The organism is Pseudarthrobacter sp. NPDC058329, from assembly GCF_042879835.1.
Classification (GTDB): Bacteria; Actinomycetota; Actinomycetes; order Actinomycetales; family Micrococcaceae; genus Arthrobacter.
Map to the genome: position 1 here is coordinate 38,692 of NZ_JBHVZR010000012.1, position 19,866 is coordinate 58,557.

The following is a 19,866-nucleotide window of genomic DNA, read 5'->3' on the forward strand; positions in this document are numbered from 1 at the left end:
CATGCAGTTTGTTGGCATCACCCACCAAGGCGAACCCTGGGCCGCAGCCCTCGTGGACCCGCACCTCTTCCCGCTCGCACCGGTCGCGGAATTCTGGACCGATCCTTCCGGCTGGCAGGACAAGGCAGCCACGCTAACGGCCGACGCCGGCACCTCGCTTGAGCGCGGTTCTGTCACCGAGGTGCCGCTGGTCCCCGCCTCCGCCCGCGTGATCTGCGTGGGGCTGAACTACAAGGCGCACGTTGCCGAAGGCAGCTACAAGGACCAGGACCTGCCCGCGTACCCCACGTTGTTTGGGCGCTGGACGGCCTCGCTCTCGGTGGGCAACGTACCGGTACCCGTACCGTCCGGGGAGGACGGGCTGGACTGGGAAGGCGAAGTGGCCGCCTACATCGGCCGGCGCGTGGAATCGGCTGACGAGGCCGAGGCCGCCGAATCCGTCTTCGGCTATTCCACCTTCAACGACATCACCGCCCGCCGCGCCCAGAAGCTCACCACGCAGTGGACGCTGGGCAAAAACGGCGACTTCACCGGCCCCCTGGGACCCTTGGTCAGCCGGGACGAAGTGGGCGATCTCCGGGACGGCCTGCAGATGCGGACCCGGGTCAACGGCGCGGAAGTCCAGAACGGCAACACGCGGGACATGATCTTCTCCGTCCCGGCCATCATCTCCCTGATCAGCCAGACCCTGACGCTCCACCCGGGAGACGTCATCGCCACCGGCACCCCCGAAGGCGTGGGCTACGCCCGCACACCGCAGTGGCTCCTGCAGCCGGGCGACACCGTCGAGGTGGAAATCGACAAGCTCGGCACCCTGACCACCCCGGTGGGCGGACTGTCCCTGCGGAGCCGTGCCTGATGGTCACCCATCGCTTCGCCTCCCCGGGTAAGCTGCCCTCCGAGACGCAGGTCCTGATCTCCGGCGGCGGACCCAGCGGCCTTTTCCTGGCGCTGGACCTGGCCTCCCGCGGCGTGCCGAGCCTGGTGGTGGAGCCGCGGGATTCCGTGGACCACGCCCGGCCCCGCGCCAAGACCACCAACGCCCGCACCATGACCCACCTCCGCCGGCTGGGCCTGGCGGATGCACTGCGTGCCGCCTCGCCGCTTCCGGTGGATTACTCGCAGGACGTCAGCTTCTGCACCGGCCTCACCGGTCCGGGAGCCCACGAACTGCGCCGCTTCCGGAACGCCTTCCAGCTGGTGTCCGGCCGCTACGGCCCGCAGCCGGAGTGCGGCCAGCAGGTGCCGCAGCCCGTGCTCGAGGAAGTGCTGCGCGCCGCCGTCGCCGCGTCGCCTGTGGCGACGATGGTGACCGGCTGGAGCGTGGAGACCATTGAGGATTCAGGGGCCGGCTGCACGGTCATGGTTTCCGGTCCTTCCGGCAGCCGGCACACCATCGCCGCAGAGTTTGTGATCGGAGCCGACGGCGGTTCGTCCGCCGTCCGCCGCAGCCTGGGCGTCCGCCTCGAAGGCGGCTCCGCGGCGCTGTCCAACATGAGCATCCTGTTCCGGTCCGAGGGGCTCGCCGCAGCAGTGGCACTGGACCCGGCGGTGCAGTACTGGGTGGTGGGCGCGGATACGTCCGGGATGGTGGGGCCAATGGACCTCGACGGCACCTGGTGGGCCATCATCCAGGGCATCGATCCGCAGGAGACAGTGGATACCACCACGGCCGGCTGGATGGTCCGCTCGCTGGTGGGCACCGACGTCGACATCGAGGTCCTCGCCACCGATCCGTGGACGGCGCGCATGCTGCTGTCCCCGGAGTACCGCCGCGGGGGCGTGTTCCTGGTGGGCGACGCCGCGCACCTGAACCCGCCGTGGGGCGGGCACGGCTTCAACACCTGTGTGGGGGACGCCGCCAACCTTGCCTGGAAGCTGGCCGCGGTGCTCACCGGCTGGGCCGGTGCGGACCTGCTGGACAGCTACTGGGCGGAGCGCCGCCCGGTCGCGGCCCGGACCATCAGCGATGCGGCCACCAACGGCAAGGCTCTCGCCTACCACTTCGCCGACCCCGCGCTCCTGGCCTCCGGTGCTGGCGGCGCGGCAGCCCGGGAAACGGCCCGCGAAGCACTCGCGGTGAAGCAGAGCGAGTTCGATTCCCTCGGCCTGGTCCTGGGATACGCCTACGGGGACTCGCCGGTGGTGGTCCCGGACGGGTCGCAGGCTCCGGTGGAGGACCCCATTGTGTACGTGCCGTCGGCCAGCCCGGGGGCCCTGCTTCCGCACGCGTGGCTTGATGAAACAGCCTCGGTCTACGACCTTTTGGGCAAGGGCTTCACCTTGCTTGTTGATTCGGCAGCGCTCGCGGGCACGCCTGCCGCCGAGGCCTTTGCGTCTGTGGCCGTTGCGGCGGACCGGAAGGGCATCCCGGTGGTGATCGCCGCCGTCGGGCCTTTCGACGACGGGACTGCACCCTGCGAGCTGTGGGGTGCCGACGCAGTCCTGGTCCGCCCGGACCAACACGTTGCCTGGCGCGGGTCCTCGGCGGAGGCGGCCGCTGCCGCGTTGGCCGTGGCCGCGGGTTGGCGCCCGGCTGAGCACAATCAACAGCAGAACCAGCACACTGAGCAGGAAGGCAAGGCCCGTGTCAGCGTCGTCGTTCCGTAATTATCTTTTTGCCCCTGACCACCCGCGCGTGGCGGAGATCCGCGGCCTGAACGCCCGGGAGTACGCCGAGGCGGCCACCAAGGACTCATTCGCCGGGCCAATGATCGAAGGCTGGAAGAAGCTGTATCCGCAGCCGTTCACAGGCATCACGAACGACGGCGTCCTCCGCCCCGGGCTGTATCCGCTCCTTCCGGCGCATGCGGGGGAGGAGGCCCCCGCTCCAGAGATGGTTGCGGCGGCCCGCAAGCTCCTCGATAGGTTGACCCTCGAGCAGGCCTCCCGGCTGAGTTACGCCGTGGATGCTCCAGAGTGGCAGAGCTGGGCAAACCCGGAGTTTATGCAGCACGACACCGGTCTCCGCCTCGACGAGCTGGACGGGCCTGCGCGCGACGCAGTGTTCGCGGTGGTGGAGGCATCCCTCAGTCCCGCCGGTTTTGAACTGGTCCGCAACCTTATGCGGATCAATGGCTTCCTCGGCGATCTGGTGGAGCTGCCGCTGCTGATGAACGAGTTCAGCTACAACTTCGCTTTGTACGGGGAGCCTTCCGAGACGGAGCCGTGGGGGTGGCAGCTGTTCGGCCACCACGCGGCGCTCAACTGCCTGGTGGCCGGTACCCGGCTGGTGATCTCGCCGGTGTTTATGGGCGCCGAGCCGGACGTTATCGACGCCGGTCCTTACGCGGGCGTGGCGGTGTTCAAGGAGCGCATTGCCTTGGCCCGCGAGCTGATGGGGGCGCTGCCTGCTGCGTTGCGCGCCGAGGCCACCGTGTATGAATCAATGGTGGACCCCGCGATGCCCGAAGGCAGGCTCCATTCCGGGGACGAGCGGCATCTGGGCGGGTGCTTCCAGGACAACCGGGTGATCCCTTACGAGGGCATCCGTGTTGCCGACCTGCCGGCAAAGGCCCGCGCAGTCCTGGACGCACTGGTGGACGACTTTATCGCGTACCTGCCGGACGGGCCGAGGGCTGGCCGGGGCCGGGAGATCCAGGAACACTACGGCGAGAGCTTCTTCAGCTGGATCGGCGGCTGGGAGGGACAGGAAGCGTTCTACTTCCGGCTGCAGAGCCCGGTGGTGGTGCTGGAACTGGACCACCACACAGGGGTTTTCCTCAGCAACGACGAACCGGCCCCGTTCCACATGCACACCGTGGTCCGCACGCCCAACGGCAACGACTACGGCCGCGAACTGGTCAAACAGGCGCTCGCCGGCGGCTAAGATCAACGCTGGCGACTGGACGCTGCACAAAGCGATGGCCCGGACTTCCTTTCGGAGGTCCGGGCCATTTCGTTTGCCATGGAACGCTAGGAGATCTCCAACGCGATCCGGCGCTGCGGCGGCGGGCCCACCACGGTCAGGTCCATCTCTGCCTGGGCGCGGGCGAAGCCTTCCATGTCCATGTAGGGCTGGCCGCCTTCGGTGTACATGTAGTCCTCGGTGGGCTTGTTGAAGTACTCGAAGAAGCCGTTGAACACCGACGGCGTCAGGAAGCCCAGCATCTGGGTGTTGTGCGAATCCAGGGCGAAGGAGTGGATGGTTCCCGCCGGGGCGTGGACGAAGTCGCCCTTGGTCAGCAGCATTTCCCGGCCGTTGGCGTACAGCCACATCCTGCCCTCGGTGACCAGGAAGTTCTCCGTGTGCTGCTCGTGGAAGTGCAGCGGGATGTAGGGCGTCTTGGCGCCCTTGGTGTGCACGGCGAAGTAGTTCGAGCCGGTGTTGGCAGGCCGGGACAGGTACGTGAACATGGTCTGGTAGCTGGCCAGGCGCTCGCCCTCGTGGGCGCTGAGGAAGTAGGGGCTCAGCGTGGGCGGCAGGCCGGCGTCGTGCTTGAAGGAGGGCTCCACGCGCTCAACGTCCGGGAAGGTGATACCGAACTCGGCACCCACTGCCGCCTGCTCTTGGAGGCTGGCGGTGCGGCCTGCGCGCACTGGCGGGACGTGGGAGTCGACGGGCGTTCCGACGCGCTCGTAATAGGCCTCCGCCCCGCCGGGCGTCATCCAGTTGAGGAACCGCGTGTAATGGCTGGCCATGCGGTAGGCGTGGGGTGTGTTGGGCGGAATGACCACGGAGTCTCCGGGGGTGAGGATGCGGCTTTCGCAGGCAGCCAGACGTGGAGGATGCCGTCGAAGATGTAAAGGGTTTTGTGCTCGACGTTGTGGCTGACGAACGGTGATTCCGCGCCCAGGCCGCCGGAGATGTAGGCCGCGCTGAAGATTCCGCCGGTGTCCGCCGCGCGGGCGATGACGGTGACCAGCTGGCCGTTGATCTCGTAGCGTGCGCCTTCGCCTGACGCCATGTAATAGGGGACAGCTTCGCCGGGCAGGGTGTTGGCCGCCGGCAGTTGCTGGTTCATTTCCTCCACGCTGAGGGACATTGTTCCTTCTTTCCAGTCGTCCGGCGGGGCCGGAATGTGACTCCCATCATGACGCGCTTGGGTATGGGTCACGACCCGGAATTTCAATGGGTGAAAGCCGAGTGTGCTGCGGTTGCCGGAAGGGTACGGGGTGACGCCGCCAACCTGGCGGCTGCGATACGCATGCATTATCGTCAGGTTAGGTTGGAGCGCTCCAAGTCAAGAGCGCCATTTGGATGAGCGAAAGGCTGGCAGTGGGCGATCTTCGTATTGGCGTAGTGGGTTACGGCACAGGGGGCCGGAACTTCCACACCCCGTTCATCGAGGCGGCGCAGGGGCTGGCCCTGGGTGGAGTGGTCACGCGCTCGCCGTCACGCGCCGCTTCGGTGGCCGCGGACTGGCCCGGCGTCCCGGTGTTTCAGACGCTAAAGGAACTGATCGCATCCGGAGTTGACGCAGTCACCATCACCACGCCGCCTCAAACGCACCCGGAACTGGCGTTTGAGGCGATTGCTGCCGGCCTGCACGTCATGGTGGACAAGCCATTCGCCCCTTCGGCGGCCGTGGCACGGGACCTCGGCGCCGCAGCGGAGAAGGCGGGCGTTGTCCTCAGCGCCTACCACAACAGGCGCTGGGACGCGGATGCCCAGACCCTGGCGGGAGTGGTTTCCGAGGGCCGGCTGGGGGACATCTGGCGTGTCCATTCGCGTATGGACCAGGACAATCCCGGCTCCGTTAAGGCCGGCGAAGCGGACGGGATGCTGCTGGATATCGGCAGCCACCTGGTGGACCAGCTGATCTGGCTGTTGGGTCCGGTGCGCTCGGTCACTGCGCACCTTGACTGGGTGGAGACGGATTCCGGCCCCGCCGACGCCGGCTTCACCCTCGACCTCCTCCATGCCAGCGGTGTCCGGTCCTACGCAGAAGCAAGCAAAGCCAACCACGCCGAGGCCAGGGAAATCCGTGCCTATGGCAGCAAGGGGAGCTACCTCTCCCTGGCCATGGACGTACAGGCGGGGGCTGTTCTTTCGGGATTGCGGCCCGCAGCCACGCCGGATGAATGGGGCTACGAGGCCCCGGAGCACTGGGGAACCCTGTCCACCGCTGCCGGCCGGAAGCACATCCCTTCAGCGCAGGGGCGATGGCACGATCTTTACACGGCATTCGCTGGCGCCATCCGTGACGGCGGGCCGGCGCCTGTGCCTGCCGGGGAGGCCATCCGAACCCTCGTAGTACTGGATGCCGCCCGGAAGAGCGCACGGGAGGGCACCACAGAAGTCATCACCGAGCCTTAAACGTTTCCGCGATCTATTGACAGGACAAAGTCGTCCTTTTTATGCTTTTCTGGAGCGCTCCAAATGTGGGGTGCGTCACGCTCCCGGGTTGCGGGCTCCATTCCCGCCCCGCCCGGCGCGAGTTTACGAGTCAGATGATCGAAGGAGATCACGAGTGAAGAAGTTTGCCTGGCGCCGCGCCGCCGTTGCCGCCGCCGCAATCCCCATGCTGGCCCTGACGGCCTGCTCAAGTGAAGGTGGCAGGTCCACCGACACCGCCGGAGCCGGTTCGGCAGGCCAGGTGGCCACCACCGACCGCATGAAAGTGGCTTTAATCACGCACGCCCCGGCCGGGGACACGTTCTGGGACATTGTCCGAAAGGGAGCCGAGGAGGCTGCGGCAAAGGACAATGTTGAGCTTCAGTACCTCAACGATCCCGAAGCAGGCCGCCAGTCGCAGCTGATCGAGCAGGCCATCAACCAGAAGGTGGACGGCATCGCAGTAACGCTGGCGACCCCTGAAGCTCTCAAGGATGCCATCAAGAAGGCCACCGATGCCGGCATTCCGGTGGTCAGCCTGAACGCCGGAGAGACCGTCTCCAAGCAGTTGGGTGCGTTCACGCACTTCGGCTCGAACGACAAGCTGGCCGGTGAGGCCGTGGGCCAGAAGCTGGCAGACCAGGGCTATAAGCGCCCCATTTGCGTCATCCAGGTCCAGGGCCACGTAGGCCTGGAAAACCGCTGTGACGGTGTGAAGGCCAAGGTCCCCGGAACTGAAGTCCTGTATGTCACCGGTTCCGATATGACGGCTGTCGCCTCCACGGCCACCGCCAAACTCCAGGCCTCCCGGGACGCCGACGTCATTATTGGCCTCGGCGCCCCCATCACGCTGACGCTGCTGACATCCGTCGCGGAAACCGGCAGCCAGGCGAAGGTAGCCAGCTTCGACCTCAACAAGGAACTCGCGGCAAAGATCGAAGACGGTTCGCTGCTGTTCACCGTGGACCAGCAGCCGTGGCTGCAGGGGTACGGTTCCGTCGACGCCCTGTGGCAGTTCAAGCGTGGCGGCTTCCTCATCGGCGGCGGCCAGCCGGTGCTGACCGGTCCCACCATCGTGGACAAGGACAACGTGGCCGACGTCAAGAAGTTCGCCGACGCGGGTATCCGCTAGCCACCCTGGACAAGGGCTGCACACTCTGCCCTGCAGCCGCAGCCCTGACCAACAAGGAGTATTCCGATGACACAGACAGCACTGGCAGTACCCCCGGTCCTCGACGAACGGGTGGGGCGGCGCAATCCGTTCCAGAAGCTCCTCGGCCGGCCCGAGGTAGGCGCCCTGGTGGGCGCCGTGGTCCTCTTCGTTTTCTTTTCCCTGGTCTCCAGCACATTCCTGCAGCCCAACGCCTTCGCCACGGTGCTATACGGCGCCTCGACCATCGGCATCATGGCAGTGGGCGTTTCCCTCCTGATGATCGGGGGAGAGTTCGACCTTTCTACGGGTGTGGCCGTTATCAGCTCAGCCCTGACGGCGTCGCTCTTCTCCTGGTACTTCTCCGTCAACGTCTGGGTGGGGGTGGCCCTGGCTCTGGTGATGTCCCTTGCCATCGGCTTCATCAACGGCTGGATACTGGTCAAAACCAAACTGCCCAGCTTCATCGTCACCCTGGCCACGTTCCTTATGCTCACCGGCCTCAACCTTGCCCTCACCCGGGCCATCGGCGGCGGGGTTTCCTCCCCGTCCATCGCAGACATGGACGGTTTCGACTCCGCACGCGCCATCTTCGCCTCTTCGGTGACCCTGGCCGGCGTCGAAATCAAGGTGACGGTGTTCTTTTGGATCGCCATGGTGGCCGTGGCCACCTGGATCCTCATGCGCACCAAGGTGGGCAACTGGATCTTCGCGGTGGGCGGCGACGCCAACTCTGCCCGCGCCGTGGGGGTCCCCGTGACCAAAACCAAGATCGGTCTCTTTATGGCCGTGGGGTTCTGCGGCTGGGTGCTGGGCATGCACAACCTGTTCGCGTTCGACGCCGTCCAGTCCGGTGAGGGAATCGGCAACGAGTTCCTCTACATCATCGCCGCGGTGATCGGCGGGTGCCTGTTGACCGGCGGCTACGGCTCGGCGGTGGGCGGGGCGATCGGGGCGTTCATCTTCGGCATGGCCAACAAGGGCATCGTCTACGCTCAGTGGAACCCTGACTGGTTCAAGTTCTTCCTGGGCCTGATGCTGCTGCTGGCCACCATTGTGAACCTCATCGTCAAACGCCGCGCGGACCTGAAGTAGGAGTAGGACCATGACCGCCGAAACCAACCACACCACCGCTAAGGCCACCGGCAAGCGGGCGCGCATCACCAATGAGACCCTGCTCAAGGGGGAGACCGACCCGCTGACGGACCGGGCGGTGCATCTGCTCAAGCTCGATGCCGTGGGCAAACACTACGGCAACATCATCGCGCTGCATGATGTGACCATGGCCGTGGACAACGGCCGTGTCACCTGCGTCCTGGGCGACAACGGCGCCGGCAAATCGACGCTGATCAAGATCATCGCCGGCCTGCACCAGCACGACGAGGGTGTCTTCTCCATCATGGGCGAGGAACGCAAGCTCGGTTCCCCGCGCGAGGCGCTCGATGCCGGCATCGCAGCCGTGTACCAGGACCTCGCGGTCGTCTCCCTCATGCCCATCTGGCGCAACTTCTTCCTGGGCTCCGAACTGACCACTGGCTCAGGTCCGTTCCGGCGCATGGACGTCCCGAGAATGAAGGAGATCACCAAGAAGGAACTAGCGGACATGGGCATCGACCTGCGCGACGTGGAGCAGCCCATCGGGCAGCTCTCCGGCGGTGAGCGCCAGTGCGTAGCCATCGCCCGGGCCGTCTACTTCGGCGCCAAGGTGCTGATCCTGGACGAGCCGACGGCGGCCCTGGGCGTGAAGCAGTCGGGCGTGGTGCTGCGTTACATCCTGCAGGCCCGCGACCGCGGCCTGGGCGTCATTTTCATTACCCACAACCCGCACCACGCGTTCCCGGTGGGGGACCGCTTCCTGCTCCTCAAGCGCGGCCGCTCCATCGGCTACTACGACAAGAAGGACATCACGCTCGAGGAGCTCACCGCCCAGATGGCCGGTGGAGCCGAACTGGCCGAGCTTGCCCACGAGCTCGAGTCCCTGGGCGGCCACCGCGAGGTCCTGGCGGAAGTAAAGGCCGAAACAGCCTCTGTCACCGGCCAAACCGGGCGTTGATCCCGTCGCCGCCGCTCCGTGCCCGCCGTCGCCAGCACGACGGCGGGTTGCGGCGTGTGCGGCAACGCCCGGTCAGGAAGCGGGAGCCGCCGTCGAACCCCGCGCTATGAGGGACGGCGCCAGCAGCAGCTGCCGGTGCGGGCCTTTCGGCTCCGCGATGCGGCCGAGCAGCGCCCGGGCCGCTTCGGCACCGATCGAGGCGTTGTGGCTGTCAATGGAGGTCAGGTCCAGATAGCGGGATTCGGCCAATGCCGTGTTGTCGTACCCCACCACCGAGACATCCTCAGGGGTCCGCAACCCCTGCTCCTTGAGTGCGGCGAGGGCGCCCAGCGCCATAGTGTCATTGGCGGCGAAGACGGCAGTCACGCCATGGTCACGGCTCAACAGTTCCCGTGTGGCGGCGTAGCCGGCCTCCTCGGTGGTGCCCCCGGCCTCGCCCGCCAGCAGGGGCGGCAGCCCCGCCGTCGAGACAGCACGCAGGTAGCCCTCCCGCCGCGCCTTGGCGGATCCACCCAACCCGGTGATGTGGGCGATGCGGCGGTGACCGAGCTGCACCAGGTGCTCCACAGCAAGCCCCGCGCCGCGTACCTCGTCGCTGGCCACCACATCTGCCGGGCCGGCGTCGAGCTCGCGGACGCCTGCCACCACAAAGGGGACATCCAGGTGGCGCAGTGGAGGCGCAGTGTGCGGCTCAGCGGCGATGATCAGCCCGTCCACGTGCATGGCCAGGAAGCCGTCCAAGGGATTGCGTCCGGAGAGCGCCTCAAGCTGGAGGTCCGCCACGGAGACATTCCACCCCGCCGAATCCAGCACGGAGCGGAGGCCGCGGAGGAATTCCACGAACCAGGGGTTGTGGAAGTCGTCGATCAGCAGGCCAATGCTTTGCGTGCGGTTCGCGGCCAGCGCGCTCGCAGCGCGGCTTGGCCGGTAGCCCAGTTCATCGATGGCCGTCTGCACCGCTTCGCGCCGTGCCCCGCTGACATTCGGAGAGCCGCGCAGGACCAGCGAAACCAGGGATTTGGAGACACCGGCGCGGTTCGCCACGTCGTAGATCGTTGGCCGGGCAGATCCGGGATCCGTTGAAGCTTTCACCGTGCAATCATCCCATTCCAAGTCGTTGCCAAAAGGGATTGACAGGACAAAGTGTGGTCCTTACAGTTTTATGGAGCGCTCCAAACAGCGTACAACTTCCCGGCACATCCCGGTACCCGATCAGCAGGGTTCGGGCAGGTTTTCAAAGGAGAAACACATGAGCAAGTCCCTGGGCGTCGCAGTAATCGGCGCCGGCATGGCGGGCAAGGCGCACGCAGCGGCCTACCGGACAGCTTCCACCCTCTACTCCCCGGACCTGCCGGAGATCCGCCTCGTCTCCATCGGCGACGTCAACGCTGAGTTCGGTTCTGCCGCAGCCCGGCGGTTTGGCTACGAGCGGCACGACAGCTCCTGGCAGGCCATTGCCGAGGCGGAGGACATCGACGTGGTCAGCGTGGTCATTGCCAACAAGCTCCACCGCGAAGTTGTCGAAGGCCTCCTGGCCGCAGGAAAGCACGTCCTGTGTGAGAAGCCCCTCAGCGACACCATGGAAGATGCCCGTGCCATGGCCGAGGCTGCCCGCAACGCCACGTCCCTGGGGCGCATCGGCTTTACCTTCCGGCGCACCCCCGGCATTGCCTACATCCGCGACCTCATCCAGTCCGGCACCCTGGGCAAGGTCCTCCACTTCAGCGGCCGCTACTGGACCGACTACGGCTGCAGCCCCGAAGCACCTATGAGCTGGCGCTACAAGGGCGGTGCCGGCAGCGGCGCGCTGGCCGACGTCGGAAGCCACCTCGCCTACGTGGCAGAATTCCTCTGCGGTGACATCCAGTCCGTAAGCGGCGGGCAGTTGAGCACAGTCATCCCGCAGCGCCCGCTGCCCCTGGGCGCCGTCATGGGCCACGACCATTCCGCCGTCAGCAACGTCTTTGAACCCGTCGAAAACGACGACGTTGCCGCCTTCTCCGCGGAGTTCGCCACCGGCGTCGGCAGCCTTGCCGTTTCCCGCGTTGCTGCCGGGCACGCCAACACCCTCACGTTCGAGGTCTTCTGCGAGAACGGCGCCGCACTCTTCGACCAGCGCCGCCCGGCCGAAATCGGCCTGTTCCTCAACGAAGGCGCCTCGGCCCGGAACGGCTACCGCCAGGTGGTCCTTGGGCCGGAACACCCCTACATCGCCGGCGGCCTGGCCATGGACGCCCCCAGCGTGGGCTTCGGCCAGAACGACGCCTTCGGCTACCAGGCCCGCGCCTTCCTCGAAGAGGTGGCCGGCCTGCCCGCCACGCAGTCCCTGCCGCGCTGCGCCACGTTCGAAGAAGGCGTCCGCAACATGGAGATCCTTGCGGCCGTCACCGAATCCGCGCAGCTGGGCGGGCGCAGCGTCGCCATCCCGCAGCCGGCGTTCGCGTAAGCGCCGGTGGTGAACGGATGACAGCCCGGGCAACAACATCCGAGGCGGCGGCCCCGCGGAAGTTCATGCGGAAGATCGCGTTCTTCTCCACGTTCGGCGGCCTGCTCTTCGGCTACGACACCGGCGTCATCAACGGCGCACTGCCGTTCATGCGGGACGACCTGGCGCTGAACCCGCTGCAGGAAGGCCTGGTCACGTCAGCGCTTCTGCTTGGTGCGGCCTTCGGTGCCATGTACACCGGACGCCTCTCGGACCGGAACGGCCGGCGACGCACCATCCGCTGGCTCGCCGTCGCGTTTTTTATCACGACGGCGGCCGCCGCCGCTGCGCCCACCACTGAACTTCTGGTGGTGGCCAGGTTCCTCCTGGGGTTGTGCGTGGGCGGCGCGTCAGTGACGGTGCCCGTGTACCTGGCCGAGATGGCGTCCAGCAAGGACAGGGGACGGATCGTCACGCAGAACGAGGTGATGATCGTCTCCGGCCAGCTGATCGCCTACGTGTCGAACGCCCTGCTGGGGACGTTCTTTGGAGACGACCACATCTGGCGGTGGATGGTGGCACTTGCCACGCTGCCCGCCGTCGTGCTCTGGTTCGGCACGCTGGTGCTGCCAGAATCGCCCCGCTGGCTGGCAGCCGGGGGACGCAGCGAAGAGGCGTTTGATGTGCTGCGCCGGGTCCGGCCGGAGAACGAGCTGCACCGGGAATTCGACGATGTCATCCGCATGGCGCGTGAGGACTACGAGTCCAGCAAGGGCGGGTGGCGGGAGCTGCTCGCGCACTCCTGGACCAAACGGATCCTGATCGTGGGGCTGGGTGTTGCGGTGATCCAACAGATCAGCGGAGTCAACGCCATCATGTACTACAGCACCTCCATCCTTTCCGAAGCAGGCTTCGGCACCACGGGGGCGCTGTGGGCGACCATCGCCAACGGTGCAGTGTCCGTCGCGGCGGCCATCACCGGCATGGCGCTGCTCGGCAGGGTCCGGCGCAGGCCCATGCTCTTCGTCGGACTGGCGGGCACAGCCTCGTCGCTGTTCCTGATCGGCATCGTTTCCCTGGTGACGGAACCGGGCATGCTGCGTGCGGTGCTGTTCCTGGCGCTGATGACTACGTTCCTCGCCTTCATGCAGGGCTCCATTGGCCCGGTGACGTGGCTGATGCTCTCGGAGGTGTTCCCGCTGACGCTCCGCGGCGCCGGGATGGGTGTGTGCGTGTTCGCCCTCTGGATCATCAACTTCCTCATCGGGCTCTTCTTCCCGGTGCTGGTCAGCATGATTGGCATCTCTGGGACGTTCTTCATCTTTGTGGTGCTGGGCATCGCCGGGCTGGTTTTCCTCAAGGCCTACATGCCGGAGACCAAGGGTAAATCCCTTGAAGAGCTTGAAGAGGAATTCAAAAACGGCTGCAACGAAGCGCTGATCCGCGAGGGCAGCACAGCAGAACCCGCTCAAACCACCTAATTTCCTAAGGAGTCAACATGAAACTCGGCGTCTACAACGCAATCCTGCACGACCGCCCCCTGCCCGAGGCCCTCCAGGTCATCGCCAACCTGGGCCTGACCGGCATCGAGATCAACACCGGTGGCTTCCTGCCGCCGGTCCATGTCCCCAACATCGACGAGATCCTGCAGAGCGACGCAGCCCGGGACGAGTACCTGGCGACCTTCGAGGGCACCGGGGTTGCCATTGCCGGCCTGAACTGCAACGGCAACCCGCTGCATCCCAACCGTGAAATCGGTGAGAAGCACGCGGAGGATATCCGCAGGGCGATCCGCCTGGCGCACCGCTTGGGCCAGAACCGTGTGGTCACCATGTCCGGCCTGCCGGGCGGTGAGCCCGGAGCGACTGTTCCCAACTGGATCGTCAACGCCTGGAACTCCGCTGCGCTGGACGTCCTGGACTACCAGTGGGAGATCGCTGCGAAGTTCTGGAAGGAAATTGACGGGCTGGCCCGGGAGCTGGACGTCAAGGTGGCCCTGGAACTGCACCCGCAGAACCTGGTGTTCAATTCCGCCGACGTCCGCAAGCTGGTTGAGCTGACCGGCGCCACCCATGTTGGTGTGGAGCTGGACGCGTCGCACCTGTTCTGGCAGCAGATGGATCCGGTGACGGTGGTCCGCGAACTTGGCCCGCTCGTGTTCCAGGCTGCAGCCAAGGACGTCCGGGTCAACAAGGAGAACGCGGCGCTGTACGGCGTGCTGGACAACAGCTTCCGCAGGCTTTCCCCTGATGAGAACCGCACCAACCTCGGCGGCGACGAGTGGGCCAACGAATGGCCCAAGAACTCCGCCTGGGACTTCGTCGCCCTGGGCCGCGGCCACGACACCGCCTACTGGACCGAGTTCCTGCGGGCGCTGCACGAGGTGGACCCGGAGATGCTGGTGAACATCGAGCACGAGGATGTGTCACTTGGCCGGATCGAGGGCCTGCAGGTGGCCGCGAAGGTCCTCCGCGATGCCGACGCTGCGCTCCGGACCTCGCTGGTCAGCCACTAACCCTGCCCCCTTGGCCCGGGGCGGCATCTTCCGGGATGCCGCCCCGGGCTGTGCTGCCTTCACGGCGTGAGTGCACAGCAACTTGAAAGCCTTTGATGAGCAGTCGAAAAGTCCGGATCGCCGTGATCGGGTCCGGGAAAATGGCAACGATCCACGCGGGCAACATCTCGCGCAGCCCCGGCGCCTGCCTGGCTGCGGTTGCCGGCGGTTCCGGTGCGGCTGCCCTTGCCACCGCGTACGGCTCCACCAGCATGGATGTCCATGAAGCCTTCGAGCGCCCGGACATTGACGCGGTGGTGATCGCGTCGCCCAACAGGTTCCACGCCGAACACATCGTCCAGGCCGTCGCCGGCGGCAAGGCCGTGCTTGTCGAGAAACCCGTGGACCTCGATTTGGAACGGGTGGACGGGTGCATCGCGGCAGTGGGTGATTCCATTGACCGTGTAGTGGTCGCCTTCAACCGCCGCTTTGACCCATCCTTTGCCGCCGTCCGCCGTCGGGTTCTAGCCGGTGAGATCGGCGACGTGGAACAGCTGCTGATTATCAGCCGCGACCCTGCCCCGCCACCCTTGGAGTACGTTCCAGGCTCTGGTGGCCTGTTCCGGGACATGATGATCCACGATCTGGACATGGCCCGGTTCCTGGTGGCCGGGGAATTTGCCTCGGTGCAGGCGTCCATCCAGCAGACCAACCCGGAGCTGACCGCCCTGGGTGATGCGTCCGGGGCCGTGGTGACCCTCGCCGCGGCCAACGGTGCGCTGGTGACCATCCTGAACTCACGAAGCAACGCGTCAGGCTACGACCAGCGGCTGGAGGCAGCCGGGCCCTTGGGGACACTTGCGGTCACCAACGCCACCGGCACGCTGGTTCGTGGCTCCTGCAGGGACGGGACCAACGCCGGGGACTCCTTTGTCCCGCACTACGGTGACCGCTACGAAGCGGCGTACCGCGAGGAGATCGAGCACCTCGTCTCCGTTGCCCGGGGCGGGGAAAAGCCCATCGCCTCCTTGCATGATGGCCGCGCTGCGCTTGCCCTTGCCCTCGCCGCTGCTGAATCGGCAGCAGCCGGCACGCGGGTCCCGACCCCAGCAGACCACCGGTTTCTGACGCTTCCCGCGCCTCATTCTGACGCGAGGTATTAGTACTTTCAGTCCCGGCTGAGGCTCCGCCTTGTCTGCAGCCGCAGCTCAAGGTCATTCATCACGATCGCGGCCAGGTTCTCCAGCGTTTCCGTGTCGTGGACCGTGAATTCCCTTGGCTTGTGGTCCAGGACGCAGAGCGTCCCGAGGTTGTAGCCGTCAGGGGTGCGCAACGGCACACCGGCGTAGAACTGCATGCCGGCTTCGCCTGCGACCAGGGGATTCGCCAGGGTGCGCGGATCCGTGGCGGCGCTTTCCACGACCCATGCCTCGTCCTGCAGGATTGCCGAGGCGCAGAGTCCAGGGTCCCTCCCGATCTGCTCAACATCAGTACCGTACCGGGCCTTGAACCAGATACGGTCGTGGTCCACAATGCTGACGATGGCGACCGGAACAGCAAACATGCGGGCAGCGACGGCGACCACACGGTCGAACGTCCCGTCGGGGAGCGTATCCAGGATGCGGTACCGGTGGACTGCCCGCATCCTGGCCTCCTCGTCCTGGGCAGGGTCCGGGGACCCGGTACGCCGCCTGCCGGAACTCGTGGCGATTTCCTGCCGCAACGACAATGACACTTCGCGGGCCGCCGGCCGGGCGGCGGGGTCGCGGGACAGCATAAAGGTCAGCAGCTCCACCCATTTGGGGGCGATGTCCGCCGGAATATGGGGATCACGCAGCAACCGTGCCAGGGCTGACTGTATGGGAGCGCCTGGATAGGCGATTTCCCCGGTCAGCCCTTCGAGGAGGACGAGCCCCAGTGAGTAGACATCGCTTGCCGGCCCTGCCGGCTCTCCGGCCGCCTGTTCGGGGCTTAGGTAGTGCGGCGTCCCGGATGAACCGCTGTCGATGACTTCGTGTCCTTCGCCCAGCAGCATTGCGACGCCAAAGTCGCTGAGCTTGGCGCGGGGCCTGTGCCCACCGTTGCCGTCCTCGACGAGCAGGACATTCGCCGGCTTGACGTCCCGGTGCACGATGCCATGGTGATGGATGTACGCCAAGCCATCGGCCAGGTCATGCCCGATATGGGCGATGCGGGCAGCGGACATCGGACCCGAAGCGCCCCGGCGGCGCAGGTCAGGGCCACGGACGAGTTCCATCACCAGGTAACTGCACGGTTCCTGCGGATCACTCAGGTCCGCCCCGGCGTCGAAAAGGGTGACGAGCGCCGGGTGGCTCATGCCCGCCAGGATGCGCACCTCCGCCTCCTGCCGACGGACCTGCTCAAGGTTCCCGTGGTGCTGGCGGAACACCTTCACCGCAACGTCGCGGCGGAGCAACTCATCCACGGCACGGTAGACGCTTGACTGCGCTCCGAGGCCGATCAATTCCTCGACCCGGTACCGCCCGCTCAGCAGGTAACCGCTCCGTATCGATCCCGCCATCATCGTTCCTCACGTCGCTTGCTTGCACCTTCTGGCGTGCAGAATTACTCAGCTGCCCTGACACAGCGGGCGGCGGGAGACCGTCGTCGGGCCGAGTGGGAGTGATGAAGCAGTTCGCTCTACATCGTAAACGAGTTCCATGTCAGGCGCACCGGCTGAGGACATCACCCCCGGGCCCTGGAATCGCCGGCTGATGTGCAGATTCACAATGCAATCGGCTGGATTGGTTGTTCCGTCCCAGTGCCTGCGCGATGTGGTCTTGAGACGATTGTGTGAACCATTCATCGAGCCCGAAGGACAATCATGAGCAACGGTGCCGTGCCGGAACCAGATCCCACCAAATTCACGGGAGCCGACTCCGTGTTCCTGCAGGACTTCGCCACCCTTAGCGCTTTTGGTGCCACGCCCGGCGGGGGAGTGGAGCGCCAGGCGGGTTCACCCGCGGACGGGGAACAGCGGGCCTGGCTGGCCGGCATGCTTCGGGACAAAGGGTTCGACGTGTCCTTCGACCAGGTCGGCAACCAGTTTGGCCTGCTGGAACTAAATCCCGGTGCACCGTACGTTCTGGTCGGCTCCCACCTCGATTCCCAGCCGACCGCCGGACGCTACGACGGCGCCTACGGTGTCCTCGCCGCCGCCCATGCCGCCTTCCGCCTGGCAGAGGAATGGCGTGCCGGCGCGACTACTCCCCGGTACAACCTGGCCGTTGTGAACTGGTTCAACGAGGAAGGCGCCCGCTTCAAGCCGTCGATGATGGGCAGCTCTGTCTACACCGGAAAAATGACGGCCGAGCACGTTCTCGCCATCACCGACCCGGCAGGCATCACCGTCCGGGAAGCGCTGGAAGCCACCGCTTCGCTCGGCCGGGGCACCGGGCCGACGGCGGCCTACGCCGCCGAAATCCACATTCAACAGGGCCGCAGCATGGAACGCGACGGCATCACCATCGGCGTCGTCGACTCCAACTGGGCAGCCAACAAGTACCAGTTCGAGGTCCTCGGCGAACAGGCGCACACCGGCTCAACGGTCATCGCGGACCGGCGGGACGCCCTCCTTGGTGCGTCGATGCTTGTGGTCGCCGCGAGGGAGATCGCAGATCACTTTCCCGCCGGCGCTGTCCACACCTCGGTAGGCCAGCTTGACGTCTATCCCAACTCGCCCGTCGTCGTGCCCTCGCTGGTTAACTTGCTCCTTGACCTAAGGTCCGCCGACGGGGGGCTCCTCGAGGAGGCGGACCGGATGCTCCACGAGCGCATCGAGCAGATCCAACAGGCAGCCCGCGTGGACATCCGCAAGACCGGATCCCACTGCTGGCCCGTCACGCCCTACCAGCCGGAAGGAGTGGCACTCGCCGAAAAAATCGTAGCGAACCGTGGCCTGACCTACACGCGTGTCAAGACGCTGGCTGGCCACGACTCCACCAATCTGAAGGACATCGTTCCGACGGTGATGCTGTTCGTCCCGTCGGTGGAGGGCATTTCCCACAACGAGCACGAGTACACCACCGACCAGGACATCGTCAGTGGGCTGCATGTGCTCACAGACGTCGTCCGTAGCCTCTGCTTTGGGGAGCTTGACCCGCGCTAGACCCCCCAAAACCTCGTAAAGGCGCCCGGCCACTGGCCGGGCACCTTTACGCGTACCGAAAGAGGCTAGGCTGCCTCGGTCACGCCGCACCAGTCGGCGATGAACAGGGCAATAGTCTTGGTCACCTGTCGCACCGACTCAATGTTCACGCGCTCATCAAAACCGTGAATCGCCTCAGACACCGGCCCGTAGACCAGCGCCGGGATACCCGCGTACAGGGCGAAGACACGGCCATCCAGGTATCCCGGCGTGGTGAAGCTTTGCAGCGCCGAGCCGAAGACATCCTGGTGTGCAGAGGCCAGCACTTCCTCAGCATCCGACCCCTCCTCCAGGACGTAGCCCTCAGAGAAGAATCCCGTCCGTTCCGCCGATACTGACCCCGATCCCCCGGCTCCGGCGGTCCGGAGGCACTCCTGGATTTCCCCCCACGCCTCAGCTGCGGAACCCCCCGGATACAGTGCCGCGCGGACGTCGAACTCGCACCAGGACGGCACGCTGGAGGGCCAGTCGCCGCCGGAAATCATGCCTACATTGACGTTGATTGGATGGTCGACGTCTTCGAAGTACCGATGGCTGCCCTTGTCGGCGTTCCATTTCGCCTCAAGTTCCCGCAGGGCACCCATCACGGTGTAGGCGGCGTCAATGGCGTTGAAACCCGAGGCCATTTCCCGCACGTGGGTCGGTTGGCCGGAAACACGCACCCGGAACCAGATCACCCCCACGTTCGCCCTCACCAGCATGTTCTCTTCCGGTTCCGGGATGATCACGGCATCCGCGGTGTACCCCCGCTGCAACGCAGCCAGCGACCCGTTGCCCGTGCACTCCTCTTCCACAACGGACTGGAAGTGAATGGTTGAGCCCGGCGCGAGCCCGGCTGCCCGGACGGCGTCGAACGCGAAGAGATTGGCAGCGAGCCCTGCCTTCATGTCACCGGCCCCGCGGCCGTACATCCAGCCGTCCTTCACCGCCGCGTCCCAGGGACTGCGTTCCCACGTCTCCTCAGGGCCGGTGGGCACCACATCGATGTGCCCGTTCAAAATGAGCGAGCGGCCCTTCTCCTCCGGGGGAGTGTAGGTGCCCACCACGTTGGTGAGGTCCTCGAAGGCGACAGTGGTGGGACCATAACCCACATGCGTGGCGAGGGCATCGCCGTCGAGCGTCCAGCGGTCCATGGCGAGCCCGCGGGACTTTAGCTCCGCGAACATAAGGTCCTGCGCGCTGGCCTCGGCGGCCCTCAGCGAGGGATGCCGGATCAGCTCTGCCGTGAACTCAAGCTGGCGGTCAAAGGCCGCATCAACAGCATCGGTAATCCGACGCGCAATTTCCGGGTTCAGCATG

Annotated in this window: 17 protein-coding genes; 12 read left to right on the top strand and 5 right to left on the bottom strand. The window is 66.0% G+C overall.

Features of this window, described 5'->3' with window-relative positions:
• The first annotated feature begins 1 nt into the window (after position 1).
• The 3 genes from ACFVYC_RS15295 to ACFVYC_RS15305 are packed head-to-tail and all read left to right on the top strand — an operon-like array spanning position 2 to position 3,829.
• Entirely contained in the window at positions 2-859 is an 858-nt protein-coding gene (locus ACFVYC_RS15295) for a fumarylacetoacetate hydrolase family protein (protein ID WP_387551683.1), read from the top strand.
• Complete coding sequence (locus ACFVYC_RS15300; protein ID WP_387551686.1) at positions 859-2,610, top strand: FAD-dependent monooxygenase; 1,752 nt, start codon at positions 859-861, stop codon at positions 2,608-2,610. Before ACFVYC_RS15295 ends, ACFVYC_RS15300 begins: the two co-directional genes overlap by 1 nt.
• A complete protein-coding gene (locus ACFVYC_RS15305; RefSeq protein ID WP_387551689.1) occupies positions 2,588-3,829 on the top strand; it encodes a DUF3500 domain-containing protein in 1,242 nt (413 codons plus the stop codon). The genes ACFVYC_RS15300 and ACFVYC_RS15305 overlap by 23 nt, the downstream gene beginning before the upstream one ends.
• Positions 3,830-3,915: 86 nt before the next feature.
• Here ACFVYC_RS15305 and ACFVYC_RS15310 read toward each other — a convergent pair whose 3' ends face one another.
• Together ACFVYC_RS15310 and ACFVYC_RS15315 are read right to left on the bottom strand one after the other, a co-directional pair.
• Positions 3,916-4,641: a cupin domain-containing protein gene (locus tag ACFVYC_RS15310; protein WP_387551692.1), complete on the bottom strand. Its 726-nt coding sequence runs from the start codon at positions 4,639-4,641 to the stop codon at positions 3,916-3,918.
• On the bottom strand, positions 4,605-4,985 hold the full coding sequence (locus ACFVYC_RS15315) for a hypothetical protein (RefSeq protein WP_387551695.1): 381 nt from the start codon (positions 4,983-4,985) through the stop codon (positions 4,605-4,607). Before ACFVYC_RS15315 ends, ACFVYC_RS15310 begins: the two co-directional genes overlap by 37 nt.
• Positions 4,986-5,200: 215 nt before the next feature.
• Between ACFVYC_RS15315 and ACFVYC_RS15320 the strand changes: the two genes are divergently transcribed.
• The 4 genes from ACFVYC_RS15320 to ACFVYC_RS15335 all read left to right on the top strand — a co-directional run bounded on the left by ACFVYC_RS15320 (position 5,201) and on the right by ACFVYC_RS15335 (position 9,480).
• The gene (locus tag ACFVYC_RS15320) at positions 5,201-6,259 is read left to right on the top strand and encodes a Gfo/Idh/MocA family oxidoreductase (protein ID WP_387551698.1); all 1,059 of its coding nucleotides are present in this window, start codon (positions 5,201-5,203) and stop codon (positions 6,257-6,259) included.
• A gap of 154 nt (positions 6,260-6,413) precedes the next feature.
• Complete coding sequence (locus tag ACFVYC_RS15325; RefSeq protein WP_387551701.1) at positions 6,414-7,409, top strand: substrate-binding domain-containing protein; 996 nt, start codon at positions 6,414-6,416, stop codon at positions 7,407-7,409.
• Positions 7,410-7,475: 66 nt separating this feature from the next.
• Entirely contained in the window at positions 7,476-8,522 is a 1,047-nt protein-coding gene (locus ACFVYC_RS15330) for an ABC transporter permease (protein WP_387551704.1), read from the top strand.
• Positions 8,523-8,532: 10 nt separating this feature from the next.
• A complete protein-coding gene (locus tag ACFVYC_RS15335; protein WP_387551707.1) occupies positions 8,533-9,480 on the top strand; it encodes an ATP-binding cassette domain-containing protein in 948 nt (315 codons plus the stop codon).
• Positions 9,481-9,552: 72 nt separating this feature from the next.
• Here the strand turns inward: ACFVYC_RS15335 and ACFVYC_RS15340 are convergent, their stop codons facing one another.
• A complete protein-coding gene (locus tag ACFVYC_RS15340; protein ID WP_387551710.1) occupies positions 9,553-10,572 on the bottom strand; it encodes a LacI family DNA-binding transcriptional regulator in 1,020 nt (339 codons plus the stop codon).
• A gap of 157 nt (positions 10,573-10,729) precedes the next feature.
• Between ACFVYC_RS15340 and ACFVYC_RS15345 the strand changes: the two genes are divergently transcribed.
• The 4 genes from ACFVYC_RS15345 (at position 10,730) to ACFVYC_RS15360 (ending at position 15,562) form a co-directional block, all read left to right on the top strand.
• Entirely contained in the window at positions 10,730-11,926 is a 1,197-nt protein-coding gene (locus ACFVYC_RS15345; RefSeq protein ID WP_387551713.1) for a Gfo/Idh/MocA family protein, read from the top strand.
• A 17-nt stretch (positions 11,927-11,943) separates the two neighbouring features.
• On the top strand, positions 11,944-13,386 hold the full coding sequence (locus ACFVYC_RS15350; protein WP_387551716.1) for a sugar porter family MFS transporter: 1,443 nt from the start codon (positions 11,944-11,946) through the stop codon (positions 13,384-13,386).
• A gap of 17 nt (positions 13,387-13,403) precedes the next feature.
• The gene (locus tag ACFVYC_RS15355) at positions 13,404-14,420 is read left to right on the top strand and encodes a sugar phosphate isomerase/epimerase family protein (protein WP_387551719.1); all 1,017 of its coding nucleotides are present in this window, start codon (positions 13,404-13,406) and stop codon (positions 14,418-14,420) included.
• Positions 14,421-14,515: 95 nt separating this feature from the next.
• Positions 14,516-15,562 (top strand): Gfo/Idh/MocA family oxidoreductase, encoded by a 1,047-nt coding sequence (locus ACFVYC_RS15360; RefSeq protein ID WP_387551722.1) that lies wholly within the window; start codon positions 14,516-14,518, stop codon positions 15,560-15,562.
• A gap of 5 nt (positions 15,563-15,567) precedes the next feature.
• On the opposite strand, the gene ACFVYC_RS15365 is transcribed toward ACFVYC_RS15360, so the two are convergent.
• Positions 15,568-16,941 (bottom strand): protein kinase, encoded by a 1,374-nt coding sequence (locus ACFVYC_RS15365; RefSeq protein ID WP_387551724.1) that lies wholly within the window; start codon positions 16,939-16,941, stop codon positions 15,568-15,570.
• 303 nt (positions 16,942-17,244) lie between these two features.
• On the opposite strand from ACFVYC_RS15365, the gene ACFVYC_RS15370 reads away from it, so the two are divergent.
• Positions 17,245-18,528, top strand: coding sequence for a M20 family metallo-hydrolase (locus tag ACFVYC_RS15370; protein ID WP_387551727.1), 1,284 nt, complete (start codon positions 17,245-17,247; stop codon positions 18,526-18,528).
• 65 nt (positions 18,529-18,593) lie between these two features.
• Here ACFVYC_RS15370 and ACFVYC_RS15375 read toward each other — a convergent pair whose 3' ends face one another.
• Positions 18,594-19,865, bottom strand: a complete 1,272-nt coding sequence (locus tag ACFVYC_RS15375; protein ID WP_387551728.1) for an ArgE/DapE family deacylase — start codon at positions 19,863-19,865, stop codon at positions 18,594-18,596.
• Position 19,866: the final 1 nt, after the last annotated feature.

What these genes read in the sequence shown, in the direction of transcription:
- ACFVYC_RS15345 (WP_387551713.1), top strand. Translation starts at nt 10,730, where the DNA reads ATGAGCAAGTCCCTGGGCGTCGCAGTAATCGGCGCCGGCATGGCGGGC.
- ACFVYC_RS15315 (WP_387551695.1), bottom strand. Translation starts at nt 4,985, where the DNA reads ATGTCCCTCAGCGTGGAGGAAATGAACCAGCAACTGCCGGCGGCCAAC.
- ACFVYC_RS15300 (WP_387551686.1), top strand. Translation starts at nt 859, where the DNA reads ATGGTCACCCATCGCTTCGCCTCCCCGGGTAAGCTGCCCTCCGAGACG.
- ACFVYC_RS15330 (WP_387551704.1), top strand. Translation starts at nt 7,476, where the DNA reads ATGACACAGACAGCACTGGCAGTACCCCCGGTCCTCGACGAACGGGTG.
- ACFVYC_RS15295 (WP_387551683.1), top strand. Translation starts at nt 2, where the DNA reads ATGCAGTTTGTTGGCATCACCCACCAAGGCGAACCCTGGGCCGCAGCC.
- ACFVYC_RS15320 (WP_387551698.1), top strand. Translation starts at nt 5,201, where the DNA reads ATGAGCGAAAGGCTGGCAGTGGGCGATCTTCGTATTGGCGTAGTGGGT.
- ACFVYC_RS15310 (WP_387551692.1), bottom strand. Translation starts at nt 4,641, where the DNA reads ATGGCCAGCCATTACACGCGGTTCCTCAACTGGATGACGCCCGGCGGG.
- ACFVYC_RS15355 (WP_387551719.1), top strand. Translation starts at nt 13,404, where the DNA reads ATGAAACTCGGCGTCTACAACGCAATCCTGCACGACCGCCCCCTGCCC.
- ACFVYC_RS15365 (WP_387551724.1), bottom strand. Translation starts at nt 16,941, where the DNA reads ATGGCGGGATCGATACGGAGCGGTTACCTGCTGAGCGGGCGGTACCGG.
- ACFVYC_RS15335 (WP_387551707.1), top strand. Translation starts at nt 8,533, where the DNA reads ATGACCGCCGAAACCAACCACACCACCGCTAAGGCCACCGGCAAGCGG.
- ACFVYC_RS15350 (WP_387551716.1), top strand. Translation starts at nt 11,944, where the DNA reads ATGACAGCCCGGGCAACAACATCCGAGGCGGCGGCCCCGCGGAAGTTC.
- ACFVYC_RS15360 (WP_387551722.1), top strand. Translation starts at nt 14,516, where the DNA reads ATGAGCAGTCGAAAAGTCCGGATCGCCGTGATCGGGTCCGGGAAAATG.
- ACFVYC_RS15375 (WP_387551728.1), bottom strand. Translation starts at nt 19,865, where the DNA reads ATGCTGAACCCGGAAATTGCGCGTCGGATTACCGATGCTGTTGATGCG.
- ACFVYC_RS15370 (WP_387551727.1), top strand. Translation starts at nt 17,245, where the DNA reads ATGAGCAACGGTGCCGTGCCGGAACCAGATCCCACCAAATTCACGGGA.